Source organism: Bifidobacterium apousia, from assembly GCF_007559275.1.
Taxonomy (GTDB): Bacteria; Actinomycetota; Actinomycetes; order Actinomycetales; family Bifidobacteriaceae; genus Bombiscardovia; species Bombiscardovia apousia.
Map to the genome: position 1 here is coordinate 90,056 of NZ_VMHK01000005.1, position 15,225 is coordinate 105,280.

A 15,225-nucleotide genomic window follows, 5' to 3' on the forward strand; every position below is an offset into this window, starting at 1 on the left:
AGGTTCATGAATCCTCACCCAGGCCCTGTTTTCTTGGCATCCACTACTGGGCGCTTACAGCAGACAGATAGGCCTGGTGCCAGCTATCATTGTTATTGGAGCCCCTCACGGAATCGAAGGAGCGTGACATGGCTAACCTGACTCTCTATCCGGCCACCCTCCAGTGGGCCGTTGAGGAGAGCGATGCCGATCCAGCCGCCCTGTCTCAGCGCCGAGGGCTTGGCCAGTTGCCGAATTGGCTGGAATCCAAGGAACCGGTGTCCGTATCCTTCAACAAGGTTGAGCAGCTCAGCAGGGCCCTGCATGTGCCCTTCGGCGCCTTGGTCAGGTCGGTTGTGCCCCAACGCCGCCTTGAGCCTCTGGTCCAGTACCGGACCGTAGGCAACACGTCTGTGCAGCCCAGCAAAAATCTGCAGGACACCATCGACCAGATGCGGTTCAGGCAGGAGTGGGCCAGGGATGAATTGCTTGAGTCCGGCTTGGATGCCAACCCGCTAGTCGGTTCGGTGCGCGATGCCGAGCAGGACGATTCCCTGGCTGATGCGCTTCGCTCCACCCTTGGGTTTGATGGGCGCTCTGCCTGGGAGGGCGGCAATTCCAGCGACCGTTTCCGTCAGCTCAAGGAACGCGCCTCTGATGCGGGCATCATGATCATGCTCAACTCCCAGGTGGGTTCTACCAGATCCCGCAAGCTGGATCTTCAGGAGTTCCGGGGATTCGTGCTGATCGACGACATGGCTCCGCTGGTGTTCATCAACAGAAACGACTCTTTTGACGGCATGATCTTCACCTTGATTCACGAGGTGGGGCACGTACTGCTGGGCACTCAGGAGCTCTTCGACGGCATTGGCGGCCAAGGGGACCGCAAGGCCACGGAGCGCGCGATAAACCGGGCGGTGGTAAAGGCCGTGATTGGCGATGAGTACTTCCGGCGGCTCTGGCAGGAGAAGCTGGACGCGGGCAAGGTGCCGGCGGACGCCGCGGAGTCTATAGCTGACGACTTCCATCTGAGTGCCTTGGCCATGGGGATACAAGCCCGTCAGTTCGGCTTGGCTGACGAGGATACGCTCAAGGAACTGCGGGCACGAATGGAGCGGCAGCTTCAGAACAAGACTGCTCATCGTCAGGAGCAGAAAACCCAAGGCAATGGCAACAGGACCAATGCCTCCAGGGTTGACACCGGTTTCGTCCGCCTGGTCAATGCCGCCATGGACGGGGGCAGACTGGCTCCGACTGAGGGCTTCGATCTGGTGGGAGTGCGTTCTTCGCAGTCTTATCAGGGATTGATTCGGGAAAAGAAGCTGATATGACCGCTACCCTCTACCTGCCTGATTCCAACATCTTCATCGCCTCCTACCGGCTCAACCACCCTTTCGACTACAAGGAGTTTCACCCCTTCTGGCGATGGATGGAAAAGCTGGCTGAGGACAAGGCGATTGCCATGGTGGATGTTGTCTACGAAGAGCTGGTCAACGAGCAGGCCGCTGATCCCGATATGCTGGATCTTTGGGTGCGTGCAGTGTTCAAAGGCCGCCAAATAAGTCATAAGGATGACAGGTATGCGCAGGTTTATGCGCAAATCCAGGATTATCTGGTCACCTGCGGGCAGTATACGGAAGAGTCGCGCCAATACTGGGAGTCAGAGAGCAAGGAGGATCCCTGGCTGATCGCCGTGGCCAAAGTCGAGGGAGCAGTCATCGTGACGGACGAGGCCCGGGTCCCGCTGCAACAGGGGCAGCACATGAAGAAAGAGCCCAAGATTCCTAACATCGCAGATCATTTTGGGGTAAAGACCATGAATCTTCGTCGGTTCTTCGATGAAAACGGGAGGTTGAAGAAAGCCCGGTATGTTCCTAAGCCTCATGACAAGAAGAGCGGAGATCCAATCGTATTGTTCTGAAATGGAGAGGGGACATCGCCAGCCTCATCTTTTCAGCGGTCGTTCAGCAAAAATTCAGCGGCATTGTCTACCATGGAATCCATGAATGGCAAGCTGAAGGTTCACGGACATTTCAACGGCCTGAAAACGACGCTTTTGTTCGCCCTCATGTGGGCCGTTATTATGCTCATCTGGTGGCTGACCGGCGGTCGCCAGGAGACGCTGGGCATCTATATCCTCATAGGCCTGGCCACCACTTTCGGATCCTACTGGTTCTCCGACAAGGTGGCGATCGCCTCCATGCATGCCCGGCCGGTCAGTGAGCAGGAGGCTCCCGACCTTTATCGGATTGTCCGAGAGCTGTCGGGGAGGGCAGGCAAGCCTATGCCCCGCATCTACATTGCCCCCACCGACTCTCCCAACGCTTTCGCTACAGGCCGCAACGAGCGCCATGCTGCCGTCTGCTGCACCCAGGGGATTTTGCGTATCCTCAACGAGCGTGAGATTCGCGGGGTGCTGGGCCACGAACTCATGCACGTCTACAACCACGACATCCTGACTTCAGCTGTGGCTTCGGCCATGGCCACGGTCATCACCTACCTGGGATACTCCCTCATGTATTTCGGCGGCGACAGCCGGGACAGGGATGACGATTCCGGCGTCTTTGGCCTTCTGGGCGTGCTGATCAGTTCGATTCTGGCCCCCTTGGGCGCCTCCCTGATCCAGATGGCCATTTCGCGCACCCGCGAGTATGACGCCGACGAGGACGGCAGTCGGCTGACTGGGGACCCGGCGGCTCTGGCATCGGCGCTGAACAAAATATCCTACGGGTCTCAGGCCGCGCCCATGCCGCAGACCGCCGGCACCCAGAGCGCCGCCGCCATGATGATCGAGAATCCCTTCTCTGTCCGGGGATTCAGCAGGCTCTTCTCCACCCATCCGCCCACCGATGAGCGCATAGCCCGCCTGATGCAGATGAGCCAGGAGATGGGACAGCAGACCCAGGTGAATTCCGGGCGTGGAGCCCAGGTGGGGTACTGAGAGATCAACGGACTCATGCGCCTGCTGATAGCGGTGGTCCCTCCCCGCTGCCTTAGTGCCCTCAGTTGCGAAGAATCCTGCTCGTCATAGAGGCAACGAGGAACCCGAGGCTTTCAGGTTATCCGTGCTTTAGATCTGAATTCTGCGCCCGTTGCAGACCACGGTTTTGACGGACCAGTCGGCCGGGTTCAGGAGGAGGAGGTCGGCCGCATAGCCGGGTGCCAGCAGACCCAGCGGAGAGCCGGTAATCGGATTGGGACGGTCAAGTCCCAGGGCCCGGGCAGGCGTCAGCGTGGCGGCTTCCACGGCCTGGGGGGCTGGGAGGCCGATGGCCTGGACGGCTCGGTCGACTGCCACATCCAGGGTCAGGGTTGAACCAGCGATGGCTCCGTTGGAGGTCAGGCGGGCGTGGCCGCCCTTCACTGTTACATCCAGGGAACCCAGCTTGTAGGCGCCGTCCTCGCAGCCGGTGGCCTCCATGGCGTCGGTGACCAGGGCTATCCGATGGGGGAAGAGCCTGAAGGCCAGATCGACGCAGGGGTCCTGCACATGGAAACCGTCGTTGATCAGCTCGGCCGTGACCCGAGGGTCCTCCATGGCGGCCGGAATGGGTCCTGGCTGACGGTGGCGGATGCCGTTCATGGCGTTGAAGACATGAGTGAGTATGCGGGCGCCGGCATCAAAGGCGCGGCGGGTCTGGTCATAGTCGGCATCGCAATGGCCGACCGCGGGCACCACGCCAGATCCGGCCAGGCGTGATATGGCCTCGTAGCCATGGTCGCGCTCGGGGGCCAGCGTCACCTGGCGTATGCAACCGTCGGCGGCCTCCAGGAGACTGTCGAGAACAGCAGGTTCAGGGTCGCGCAGGCACTTGGAATCGTGCGCCCCTTTACGGGAGAGGGCAATAAAGGGCCCTTCCAAGTGGGCGCCCAGCACGTCGGGTCTGGAGTCCATGACCCGCCTGACCGAGCGCAGATTGGTGCACATCGCGTCGACCGGGTTGGTGATCAGGCTGAGCACCTGCCGGGTGGTTCCATGGACCATATGGCAGGCCCTGGCTGTGCGAATGGCCTCGTCACCGTCATCGAAGGAGTGAACCCAGCCGCCGTGGGAGTGGATGTCGATGTACCCGGGGGTGAGGATGAAGCCGGCTGCGTCGATGAACTCCACACCGCTCGCATTCACGTCATGGTTATCGGATCCAGGCTGGAAGGAGGGTGGCAGGCTGGGCAGGCCAGCGGCCCTGAGGGCGGATTCCAGGCTCTCCCTGCCTTGTCCGACCTGCTCGATCCTGCCATCCAGGGCCAGAATCCAGCTGTCTTCCCTGATGCCCCGGGCGTCTATCAGCCTTGCGCCGGTCAGGACAAGGGGATGGGCCGGTCCATTCAGGGATGACTCGACCGCGAGCCCCGCCGACTCGTATGCTTCCTTGGACATGTTTGGTCTGCCTTCTAGATGGACTGCCAGTCAGGCTTGTTGGCATAGGCCCACTTGTAGTAGTCGCGGTTGCGCAGGCGGGAGGCGGCGGCCTCGTCCACGATCACGGTGGCGTGGGGATGCATCTGGAGGGCGGAGGCCGGGCAGAAGGACGATATGCCGCCCTCTACGCTCTCGGCCACGGCTTCCGCCTTGCCGGCGCCGAAGGCCAGGAGGACCAGCTGGCGGGCCTTGAGGATGGTCCCGATTCCCTGGGTGATGCAGTGGGTGGGCACCTGGTCCATGTCATTGTCGAAGAATCGGGCGTTGTCGATGCGTGTCTGCTCGGTCAGGGTCTTGATGCGGGTGCCCGAGGTCAGGGAGGATCCGGGCTCGTTGAAGCCGATGTGTCCGTCAGTGCCGATGCCCAGGATCTGCAGGTCGACGCCGCCGGCATCCTCGATGGCCTGGTCGTACACGCGGCCAGCGTCCTTGATGGTTTCCAGGTTTCCATTGGGCACCCTCACCTTGGCAGGGTCCAGGCCCAGAGGCTTGACCACGGTCCGGTCGATGGTGGACCGGTAGGACTGGGGGTGGGCCGGATCCAGCCCCGCATACTCGTCCAGGGCGAAGCCGCGCACCTGGGATACGTCGATCCCCTCCTTGTGGACCAGATCAGCCAGCGCCTGGTATGCCGCCAGGGGGCTGGACCCCGTGGCCAGACCCAGCACGCAGTCAGGCTTGCGCCGGATCAGGTCGGCCGTGCAGCGGGCATAGATTCGGCCGGCTTCCTCCTGGGACTTGACGATGATGATTTCGGTCATGATGCGATTTCCTTTCCGATAAAGTCAAATGGGCGACTGTCGGCGGCCATGCGTCCTGCCAGGGCGGCGCCGATGGCTCCGATGGGCAGGTCGGCCGTGGCCAGGCGCAACCGGTCGGGCAGATTCAGCGAAGCGATGAAGTGGCTGCAGGCTGCGCTCCTATGCAGATGCTCGGTGACCAGATCCAGCAGGGGCTGGCCGGTTTTGCTCATGCCGCCGCCCAGGATGATGATTGCGGGATCGATGGTCAGGGCCACGATCTGCACGGCCAGGGCAATGCCATGGCCGATGATGTCCTCCACTCTCTGGGCGCGCTGATTCCCTTGACTTGCCCGGGCGATCAGGTCGGGCAGGGGATGGGCGAATCCCGGCCAGAGGGCTTCCACGGCCGAGCCTGAGGCCACGGTCTCCAGACAGCCGCGCTGGCCGCACTTGCAGGGGAACTGGTGGGCATCCACTGAGATGTGGCCGATTTCGCCGATTGCCCCGCTGGCTCCGTGTTCGATTCGGCCTCCGCGTATGATGCCTGCTGCCAAACCGGTGCCTAGGTTGATGAAGGCCACTACGTGGTTGTCCTGGTCAGGCAGGGCCCTGGGTCCGTCACGCCCCGGCTCTGATGCGGGGCGTCGGGCCTGGTTCCGGGCAGATGCGGAGTGTGGTGTGGTTCCAGGTGCTGTCAGGGTGTTGCCAGCCTGCGAGGCAGCTCCCAGAGCAGCGACGTTGACATCGTTCTCGACGCGGACGGGCAGACCGGTCGTCTTGGCAACGGCAGGGCCCAGAGCCATGTGGCGGATGCCTAGGTTGACCGCGTCATCCACCATCCCCCGATTGGCATCCACTCGCCCCGGGATGCCTAATCCTACGGTGATCGGACCCTGGTTTGGGCCCACCTGATCCAGCAGGTGGCGGATAAGTGTCACTGTGTCGTCATGAACCGCTTGGTTGCCCTGGCGCGTTGGGGTTCGACGGCAGGCCAGCAGGTGTTCGTCACCATCTATGGCCACGCCCTCGATCTTGGTGCCGCCGATGTCAATTCCCAGGCTAATCGGGCCGGCCTGGACGCTATCTTTGTCCGCCCTGGGATGCGGGGTCGATGTTGCCATGGGGTTTTCAGCGGGCCTGGCCCTGGTCCGCCCGTCCCTGTCCGCAGGCCTGCTTAATGGCCGTAGCGATGGAGACCGCCGGGTCGTTGTAGGGGATCAGGGTGGACTGGAAGGCGTGATAGAGGTCGGACTTGCCGGGCCAGACCGTGCCGATCACGTGGTTGTCGGCATCCAGCTGATGCCACCAGGATCCGCCCTGGTGGTCGATCAGATAGTGGTCTACGTAGCTGCAGAAGGTGGCGTACCAGTCGGCGTAGGTGGCCTTGCCGGTGGCTGCGTAGAGGGTGGATGAGGTGTTGAGGGCCTCGGCCAGGGTCCAGTGCATGCGGTCGTGGACCACCGGGCGGCCCTGCCAGTCCGTGGTGTAGACCAGGCCCTCGGCTCCGTCGGCGGCCCAGCCATCCTCAACAGCCCTGGCGAACAGGTGCTCGGCAGCTTCGATGTAGCGGCGGCGGTCGGTCTCCTGATCGAACCTGCTTAATGCGTACTGGGTGATCAGCCTGGCCCATTCGATTCCGTGGCCCGGCGTGGCACCGTAAGGCTTGAACTGGTCGGCCTTGTTGTCCTGGTTGTAGTCCAGGTCGGCCTGCCAGTCGCTGTTGAAATGCTCGGGAATGCGCCACTGGTTGTTCTCGGCCCAGCTGATGACCTGGTCGATGATGCGGCCGGCGCGCTCGCGGTAGTCCTCCTTGCCGGTGGCATCGGCCACGGCCAGGAAGGCCTCGGTGCTGTGCATGTTGGCGTTGAGCCCCCGGTAGGGGTCCAGCCGGGTGAAGCCGCTGTCCCAGGTATCGACGGCCAGGCCCTTCTTGTCATCCCAGAAGTAGCGGTTGAAGATCTCCAGCGCCTGATCCAGCAGCTCCTGTCCATCGGGATCGCCGGCCAGCATGGCCGAGGAGGCAGCCAGGACCACGAAGGCGTGGGTGTAGCAGGACTTGCCGCTCTCGGGCTGGCCCTGCCAGGAGACTGAGGGGTACCAGCCGCCGTGTTCATCGTCGTGCAGGTTGCCTTGAAGGGCCTGGACGCCGCGGTGGACCAGCTCCGACGCTCCCGGGTAGCCCAGGAGGCTGCCGATGGCGTAGACGTGGGTCATCCGGCAGGTGATCCAGGTCTGAATGCCCTGGTCGGGGTCGATGCTGCCGTCGTCATTGAGCCAGCCGGCGCCGCCCTGCTCGGTGGGGAACCCGCGCCCGAAGTCCAGGAAACCGTAGGTCTGCGAGGCCATGAAGATGCGGTTGGCCTCGTTGCCCAGCAGGTATCGGGGATTGGTAGCGGACGGTGAGGCTCCCGAATGGTTCGGTGTCGTGGTCATGGCGATCGCTCCTTTGCTCAGTGAGGGGATGCAGCTGTTTCTGGTATCTGTTCACAGCCTAACACGCAATTGTTAGGAAACTGAACTTTTTACTGGCAGCCCCCGTGGTCTTGTCTACGATGCTATTGCGCGGTCTTGAAAACGAACCGTTTTGATACTGCTGTGGCGAGGTCTGGGTCTGCCAAGGCAAGGAAGTTTACAATATAAGGAGCAAGCATGGATGGGCATGGTCACGGGGTTCAAGGCCCAATCCCCATGGCGGGTCCCCGTTCCCGCATTATCTATCGTCAGGCGAATCATGATCAGCAATACCGGCAACCTGTCCAAGGCCCTGCCCAAGTCGGTGCGGCATCACAACCGAGCCATCCTGCTCAGGCTGCTTTACCCCGATGTCAGTATGACCAGGGCTGATCTGGCCCGCGCTTCAGGGCTGACCAGGGTCGCCATATCGGACATCGTGGCCGAGCTGCTGGGCGAGCATCTGCTTGTGGAGGTGGGCTATAGCAAATCTACCGGGCCGGGCAAGCGGGGACGGCTGCTGCGCATCAATCCTGACGGGCGTAGCATCCTGGCCCTGGACCTTTCCACTCCCTACGTCTTCAGGGGAGCGGTGCTCAACCTGACCGGGCAGGTGGTGGCGCGTGAGGAGATCCCGCTGACTGCTGACGGCAAGGTTCCCCTGGACTTGGTGGGAGAGCTGACCGATTCGCTGATGCAACGTGCAACTCACCCCATCATGGGCATCGGCGTATCCAGTCCCGGCATCGTCAGTGCTGAAGGAGTGGTCGATGATGCCACCAACCTGGGTTGGGTCCAGACCGATCTGCGCGGCTATCTGCATGAGAAGACAGGCCTTGAGGTGACGGTCAACAACGATGCCAACAACGAGGTTCTGGCCGAGCAGCAGTTCGGCTCAGGCCAATCCGACCTGCTGCTGGTCCATCTGGGCGACGGAGTTGGGGCAGGGTTGCTGGTTTCCGGCGAGCTGGTGACCGGTTGCAACCGCGCGGCCGGCGAAATCGGCCATGTGGTGGTCGACCCCACCGGTCCTCAGTGCCGCTGCGGCAAACGTGGCTGCTTGGAATCGCTGATCAGCGTTCCCAAGCTGACTGCTGCAATGGACAGGGATCCTGACAATCTGGCTAGCATTTTGCGCCGGGCTGGCGAACTGATGGGCCGTGTTTTGACCATGTCTGCCGGTCTTATGGACATTCCTCGCGTGGCTGTCCTGGGCGACTCCAGAGTGGTCAACCGCATCTTTCTGAGCGCTATGGAGAAGACCATGAACGATGCCCTGGCTACTGATTTCCGGCGGCCCCTGGTGGTCGACCGCTCGGCCCTGGGTGAGGATGCCGCCTTGCTTGGGGCCTGCTCCACGGTGGTGGCTGACCTGATCGAGCCTGACGGCACCGTCTGAAAGTGGATTGAAGACCTGTCTCGCAACCGTGCCCGGAGCTGGTGATTCGCGCACATCGTCGAGACCTGCTACCATGGTGACTCGCATGCGGTTGGCCGAGGTCTGACCCCGGTAGCCAATTTGCGGGCGTAGTTCATTGGTAGAATGGAAGCTTCCCAAGCTTCAGAGGCGGGTCCGATTCCCGTCGCCCGCTCCAGTCGGATTTACAGGTGTGTCAATAAAGATTAGAATTTTAAACCTGTCATATTCGCACTTAGTTTGAGCTTTTATTGATGTAATTTTTCGAGATCGCGTCTTATTTCACAGATCTAACATATGGAATAGAGGTGTCTACGTGGTCATTTGTTGACCATAGTCTTGTCGAGTCTGTATATCTCTACGAAGCGCCTTATTCCTAAACTGCTTTCGTTTGTTCTTGGTAAGGATGCTCTTGAAAATTATTTCTCAGAAACAAACGCGGAAGAACAAATGCCGAAGTCAAGCTTTTGATTATCATTCACGTACTGTCTGCCTAATGCATCTTTCCACTCAACGCGGAGTATCTGGCGAGAATGGTTTGATTCCACTAGGATTTGAACCGCGGCAAAGTGTTGTGCCTCGATAATTATGGTTTCTTCGTCTGGTTTCAGTTTTGGAAGATTTCGAGCCAGATATTCTATGCCTGGGCAGTTTTTTAGCCTTATTCCTGGCGAAAGCGAAAATTTAATATCGATGGCAATGGAACCGCCTACGTTGGTGAGAAATACCGTATTGCTGCCATTCACGTTTACAACCCGAACTATGATGAGCGGCTCGGTTGCGCTGATACGGGCGCTGTACTCTTTATAAGCGATAATGGCTGCGATAAGGGCGACGAGGAAGGTGCCAAAAGCCCACCAAGCTTGCCAGTCAGAGTTGTTGCCAGTAAGCCATTGGTAGAGGTATGGAATAACGCAAAAGAGGACTGAGCCGACTATCAGAGCAGGTATGGTCCATTTCTTTTGTCTCATAGAATCAGTGTAAGAGATATATTATTTCGTATTTCTTCTTCAGGTAGCTTTTGTCGTTTAGAACTGGAATTCATCTGTTTCCTTGGTTTATGAGATTATCCTTTAATTCCAGTCCGTTCTCAAGATCGTTGACTCCTACGGAATCAAAGATGCCGATGTCATCGAAAAATCCGTCGTGAAAAATCCCAATGATATCGAGGATGTGATTATAGAAAAAGCGTTAGGGCTTGGTGATGTTCACTGTTATGTCAATCAATGTTATGAACTCACTTGCATGTGCGGAGTCGGATGGTTCTTTGTAAGCGGTTGTTAGTGTTAATTTGATACGGTGATCCGCGCTTTTCTTGTAACCAGGTTCTGACGTATGAGAAGTTCGGACTGTTCTGCATGAGCAGGATTATTCGACAATAGCCTATTTGTATTTATTAGAAGTAGTTCGTGACAGGTCTTATTCGTACTTCGACGTTGCCGGACTCATGCGTGTGCTTTTTGGTATTTGCAGGATCATGTCGAGTTGCTGCCGGACTCCGCTCTAATCACAGAGCCACTTCGTATTTGAGATAGGAGTTGCAACACAGGGCCGGGTCTTTGATGAACAATATTCCTGAAATTTCCGGAGTGTCGGAGCACGGTGGCTCAGGTCGGGCAGTGGAAGATGAGGGGGTACAGGGAAGTACGGAAAGGACGGCCATCATGGCTGATTATCACGTGCAATACGACGAGGATCGCGATCTCTGGACAGTCAAGCGGGCCGGGGCCTCACGCGTGTCCCGCACCTTCGCTACCAAGGCGGAGGCCACCAAGCAGGCCAAGGTCTTTGCAGACCGGTCCGGCGGCGGCGAGGTCAACATCCACAACAAGGGCGGCAACAAAATCCGCGACAAGCGCACCATAGGCAAGAAGGATCCCCGAGACATCAAGGGCTGAACTCCTCCAGTTGACTCCTGGGATCTTTCGTCGTCATCGGACATGTACTGGTGCCGAACGTCGCGGTGATAAGCACCTATGTCCATAGAACTATGCCCAGCCATCAGCCCAGCGGGATGTTGGGATGGTGAAGCATTGGCTGCCCTCGCCTGTCTGCATGCGTCCGCCCCCATAGACTGAAACCAACCGTGAAAGGTGGCGAGGTCGATGGCCGATGGATTCAACCAGCTGGATCAGCGGCTGGCGGACAGCGGGTATGACGAGGGTCTGCCGGCCTCCTATCCTCCTCGCCCTGATATTGATGAGCGCCCTATTCAGATAGCCCATGCCAACATCTGGAGTCGGTTTGCGGCGGTTACGGGGCTGGTCTCGGCCCTGGCGGGCGCGGCCTTGCTGGCCCACGCCATAGCCCCCTCCAGGTTGGGGGTCATAGGTCAGGTGGGCATCTCAGCCTGGGTGGGTGTCTCTGTGGCCTTCGCCCTCTTGACCGTAATCCTGGTCGTCATAGCCCGTCACTCCGGAACAGTCCCGAACCGGCCATCGGTGGGCTCGGCGGGCATTATTCTTCTGATCTGCGGAATGCTCTTGACCGTGGCAGGCCTGCTCATCGCCAACTCTTTTCCCAAGGGCATCATCAAGGTTCCTGCGCGTGACGAAGCGCCCATCAGCTCGGCCCAGGCTATGACCGACGGTATCGACAAGGCTGTCGGTCAGTGCGCTTCGGGTTGGCATGACATCGGCCTGGACGGGTACGTGGGCATCTCCCAAGCCCGGTATTGCACCGATACGACCATGGCCTACGTGGTTTTCGACAACGATTCAGCAGCCTCCTTGGCCAAGGGGCCTATCCGCGCCCGCGTGCCTGACCTGCTCTCCCGTTACGGAGGCGGGTTGCAGCCCCAGGATCTATGGCTGCTGACCGGCAAGCGCTGGATGGTCGTGGGCAGCAAGACCCAGGTGACCGGACTGCAGGGCCAGTGGGGTGGTCGGGCCGAGCCGCTCATGAGCCAGCAGTGAATGACCGGACCAGTCGACTATCGTGGCAGGTATGGATCAAGCACAAAAGGATGACGGCGGATTGGTGGGTCGGCCCTCCACGGTGGTGCCCGGACGTTTTGGGCAGGAGCTCAAGGTCGAGCAGGTCCAGTGGTCACGCAAGCAGGGCACGGGCAACCCCTCGCGGCCTATTTTTGTACTCATGCACGGCTGGGGCTCCAACGAGGAGGACATGGCTGACCTGATGCGCTACGTGGCCCCCTACAACGACTACGCCTCCCTGCGGGCGCCCATGGTGGTGCCAGGCAGCGAGCGCGGCATGTTCGGCCCGGGCTACACCTGGTTTCACGATATGCGCCCTGAGCAGGAGGATCTGGATCGGGATGGCTATGCAGCAGCTCGGGCTATAGACAATTGGGTAGCCGCCAACATCCCCGAGGAGAGACCTGTGGTGGCCATGGGCTTCTCCCAGGGAGCCATGCTGGCTGTTCATCTGCTTCGGATCAACCCTGAGCGCTACCGGGCCTCCATATGCCTGTCCGGTTTCCTGGCCCCAGGCCTGGTGTCCGGCACTGCTCCGGCGGATGAGCGTCTGGCTGGCTTGAACAAGCCGGTCTTTCTGGGCTTCGGTTCGGATGACACCACGGTGCCCAAGTACGAATTCCGGGCCTTGGCCGCCTGGCTGGACGAGCACGTCTGGCTGCACACCACCGAGTACGATCACTTGGATCATGCCGTCGACATGCGCGAGATGAATGACCTTCGCCAGTGGCTGGGCGAGATCGACGTGACCTCGGGCCTCATGTAGACCGGCTCACAGGGCCGAGTCGGCATCGACCTGCATGACGTAGACGTTACGGCGCATCTTCCTGGCTGTCGTGCGCGAGATTTCCCCGGATTCAACCATGTCCTGGATCTGGCTCAGCTCAATGGCGTAGCCCTCGCGCTTGGCCTCCTCCACCTGATCCCTGATAGCGGGCATGCCCGCGTATTCGGTCTTGCCCTCCGCCGAGGATTCGATCATCTGATGGTTGATGATGGTGTTGAGCAGGTCCTCGGTCTTGAATCGGCCCTTGCCCAGTTCGGAGTAGAGCTTTTCGATCAGGAAGTGGTTCATCTCCGCCTGCAGGTGGCGTCCGGCCACGAAGACACGGTCCTTGTCGATCGGCTGGGTCAGGTGCTTCAGGCGGTGGAATTGGCTGTGCAGCAGGCCCCTGATACGCCGACGAGCCGTGTAGGCCCTCCAGCGGATCTCTCCGCCCCTGTCCAAGTGGAAAAGGGACCCGGATATGGTGGACAGGATCCTGCGGGCGGCCTGTTCCTGGCTGCGCAGATTCAGCAGCTCCTCCTGGTCATCGCCACGTTCGCTGCGTCGGTTGATCAGCTGGGCGTCGGCATCCCTGTCGGCTACGGTCTCGGCCTCGGTGCTGGGCTCGGCCTCAGTCTCGGCCTCAGGCTGGGCTGATACAGGTGCCTGCTCAATGCTTGCGTTTTCGTTCTTGAGCTTTTCCTCCAGCTGATCCTGGGCCTCTTCGATCCGGCTCAGCCGCTCCTCCATGTAGTCCTGTTCCCACTCCATGGTCTGCACTTGCAGGTCCTGGAAGTCCTTGGGGGAATACTGCCCGATTCGCGACTTGAGTTTGGCGATGCGGTGGTTGTACTGCTTGATCACCTGCTGGATGGCCAGCCGGTTCTCGTCAGTGATCCTGCTGGAGAGTTCCCGGACCGTACCCCTGAGCACCTTGATGGATTTTTCGACCTGCTGGGCCGGCACCTCGCTGCTCTGTGAGGGAGCCAGCAGCGGCAGGGCGAAGTTGGCCAGCACCAGGGTGACGATAATGACCCCGGCGGCCACGAAGATCAGCTCGCTGCGCATGGGGAAGGCCGACCCGTCGTCGGTCATATAAGGGATGGTCAGGGCCAAGGAGAGGGTGATGGTCCCCTTGGGGCCGCCGAAGGTCATGACGGCCGCCGACCTCAGGAGCTTGGATGTTATCCGTCGTCTGCTGCCGGTTCCATGATCCTTGGTGAAGATCAGGACGCTGGCGGTCCAAATGAAGCGCAGCACGATCACGGTCAGGCAGACCAGGGTGATGGTGGCCACCAGCATCCAGTTGCTGACCCGCCGGTCTCGCCAGCTGGTGCCCATGGCCGCCGGCAGCAGCATGCCCAGAAGGACGAAGACCGCGCCGTTGAGGCTGAAGGAGAGCACCTTCCAGACGCTGGATGAGACGATGTTGGCCTTGGATGTGTTGGGGCCTACTCCAGTGTGGTCGAAACGGACCAGCAGCCCGGTGGAGACCACGGCCAGGACCCCGGACACATGCAGGATGTTCTGCCCGACCATGTAAATCAGGAAAGGCAGGAAGAGCTCCAGCAGGATCCTGGTGGTGGTGGTCTCCCAGCCCAGGCGGCGAGCGGACTCAAAAAGCCAGTTGACCACGAAGCCCATGATCAGGCCGAAGCCGATGCCGCCCACGAACTCGAGGAAGAACTCGCCCAGGGCCCGGGGCAGGGAGAAGGATCCGGTCACGGTGGCCAGGATGGCGAACTGGAAGCCGATGACGCCGGTGGCGTCGTTGAAGAGCGATTCGCCGGCAAGAATGGAATGTTCGTCCGGTGTGAGGTCGGCGCTCTCACCTAGGGAGGAAACGGCCACGGCATCGGTGGGCCCCAGGGCGGCGCCTAGGGCCATGGCTGCAGCCAGGGGGAACATGGGCCAGGCGGCATGCAGGATGACGCCCACCATGATCATCGTCAGGGTAGCCAGGCCAATGGCCAGGGAAAGGGATGATCGCAAGCCCTTGAGCAACTCCACCTTGTTGATGGTGTGGGCCTCGTAGTAGAGCAGGGGCGCGATGAAGAGAACCATGAACAGCTCAGGATCCAGCCGCATCCGCGGGAAAATGGGCAGCAGGGCCATGACCGCGCCCAGGGCGATCTGAACCAGTGGAGTGGAGATCCGGGGAATGAATCTGGAAATGAAGGAAGAGACGAGGACGGCAGCAAGTATGCACAGAATGAGGATGAATGTTTCCACGGGCTTCCTTTCCGCCACGCAATCCCGGGCGGGCTGCCGCAGGCCCGACAAGTAGGGTTCGTTCAACCAATGAAGGAATCTTCGAGTGCAGGGTCGGATGAGGATCGACGTCGCATAGTCCATTATACGGAATGGCGATATCCAGGAACTGTATTGATGGACAATGTGCGCTAAGTTGACACCTCAAGTCAAAATGGTGGACAAACTGCGCTCGCGATAGGCGAACATTTGTGAAAATCCGGCCCGGGGACCCCCGTAAGCGCATGAAAGGCCGGCTCAAT

At 60.2% G+C, this 15,225-nt stretch carries 13 protein-coding genes and 1 tRNA gene; 8 read left to right on the forward strand and 6 right to left on the reverse strand.

From position 1 onward, the window contains the following. Positions 1-128: 128 nt before the first annotated feature. The 3 genes from FPK30_RS06890 to htpX all read left to right on the forward strand — a co-directional run bounded on the left by FPK30_RS06890 (position 129) and on the right by htpX (position 2,920). Positions 129-1,310, forward strand: a complete 1,182-nt coding sequence (locus tag FPK30_RS06890) for an ImmA/IrrE family metallo-endopeptidase (RefSeq protein ID WP_144085867.1) — start codon at positions 129-131, stop codon at positions 1,308-1,310. Beyond that, complete coding sequence (locus tag FPK30_RS06895) at positions 1,307-1,900, forward strand: DUF4411 family protein (RefSeq protein ID WP_144085868.1); 594 nt, start codon at positions 1,307-1,309, stop codon at positions 1,898-1,900. The genes FPK30_RS06890 and FPK30_RS06895 overlap by 4 nt, the downstream gene beginning before the upstream one ends. Positions 1,901-1,981: 81 nt before the next feature. After that, complete coding sequence (gene htpX, locus FPK30_RS06900; protein ID WP_144085869.1) at positions 1,982-2,920, forward strand: zinc metalloprotease HtpX; 939 nt, start codon at positions 1,982-1,984, stop codon at positions 2,918-2,920. A gap of 129 nt (positions 2,921-3,049) precedes the next feature. Here the strand turns inward: htpX and nagA are convergent, their stop codons facing one another. The 4 genes from nagA to FPK30_RS06920 are packed head-to-tail and all read right to left on the reverse strand — an operon-like array spanning position 3,050 to position 7,575. Then, positions 3,050-4,357 carry an N-acetylglucosamine-6-phosphate deacetylase gene (gene nagA / locus FPK30_RS06905; protein WP_144085870.1) on the reverse strand — a complete coding sequence of 436 codons (1,308 nt, stop codon included), beginning with the start codon at positions 4,355-4,357 and terminating at the stop codon, positions 3,050-3,052. A gap of 14 nt (positions 4,358-4,371) precedes the next feature. Further along, positions 4,372-5,160: a glucosamine-6-phosphate deaminase gene (gene nagB / locus FPK30_RS06910; protein ID WP_144085871.1), complete on the reverse strand. Its 789-nt coding sequence runs from the start codon at positions 5,158-5,160 to the stop codon at positions 4,372-4,374. After that, positions 5,157-6,263: an ROK family protein gene (locus tag FPK30_RS06915; RefSeq protein WP_144085872.1), complete on the reverse strand. Its 1,107-nt coding sequence runs from the start codon at positions 6,261-6,263 to the stop codon at positions 5,157-5,159. The genes nagB and FPK30_RS06915 overlap by 4 nt, the downstream gene beginning before the upstream one ends. Positions 6,264-6,270: 7 nt before the next feature. Next, positions 6,271-7,575: an AGE family epimerase/isomerase gene (locus tag FPK30_RS06920; RefSeq protein WP_144085873.1), complete on the reverse strand. Its 1,305-nt coding sequence runs from the start codon at positions 7,573-7,575 to the stop codon at positions 6,271-6,273. A gap of 298 nt (positions 7,576-7,873) precedes the next feature. On the opposite strand from FPK30_RS06920, the gene FPK30_RS06925 reads away from it, so the two are divergent. Both FPK30_RS06925 and FPK30_RS06930 read left to right on the forward strand, forming a co-directional pair. Further along, positions 7,874-8,992 carry an ROK family transcriptional regulator gene (locus FPK30_RS06925; RefSeq protein WP_186279439.1) on the forward strand — a complete coding sequence of 373 codons (1,119 nt, stop codon included), beginning with the start codon at positions 7,874-7,876 and terminating at the stop codon, positions 8,990-8,992. Positions 8,993-9,114: 122 nt separating this feature from the next. Next, positions 9,115-9,188: transfer RNA gene (locus tag FPK30_RS06930), tRNA-Gly, on the forward strand. A gap of 241 nt (positions 9,189-9,429) precedes the next feature. On the opposite strand, the gene FPK30_RS06935 is transcribed toward FPK30_RS06930, so the two are convergent. Beyond that, entirely contained in the window at positions 9,430-9,981 is a 552-nt protein-coding gene (locus FPK30_RS06935; RefSeq protein WP_144085875.1) for a hypothetical protein, read from the reverse strand. A gap of 693 nt (positions 9,982-10,674) precedes the next feature. Here FPK30_RS06935 and FPK30_RS06940 point away from each other — a divergent pair. From FPK30_RS06940 to FPK30_RS06950, 3 genes are all read left to right on the forward strand, one after another. After that, a complete protein-coding gene (locus tag FPK30_RS06940) occupies positions 10,675-10,908 on the forward strand; it encodes a DUF2188 domain-containing protein (protein ID WP_144085876.1) in 234 nt (77 codons plus the stop codon). 207 nt (positions 10,909-11,115) lie between these two features. Beyond that, a complete protein-coding gene (locus tag FPK30_RS06945) occupies positions 11,116-11,925 on the forward strand; it encodes a hypothetical protein (protein WP_144085877.1) in 810 nt (269 codons plus the stop codon). Positions 11,926-11,956: 31 nt separating this feature from the next. After that, positions 11,957-12,712 carry an alpha/beta hydrolase gene (locus FPK30_RS06950; protein ID WP_180335332.1) on the forward strand — a complete coding sequence of 252 codons (756 nt, stop codon included), beginning with the start codon at positions 11,957-11,959 and terminating at the stop codon, positions 12,710-12,712. Between the two features lie 6 nt (positions 12,713-12,718). On the opposite strand, the gene FPK30_RS06955 is transcribed toward FPK30_RS06950, so the two are convergent. Further along, positions 12,719-14,944: a cation:proton antiporter gene (locus FPK30_RS06955; protein ID WP_144085878.1), complete on the reverse strand. Its 2,226-nt coding sequence runs from the start codon at positions 14,942-14,944 to the stop codon at positions 12,719-12,721. Between the last annotated feature and the right edge of the window lie 281 nt (positions 14,945-15,225).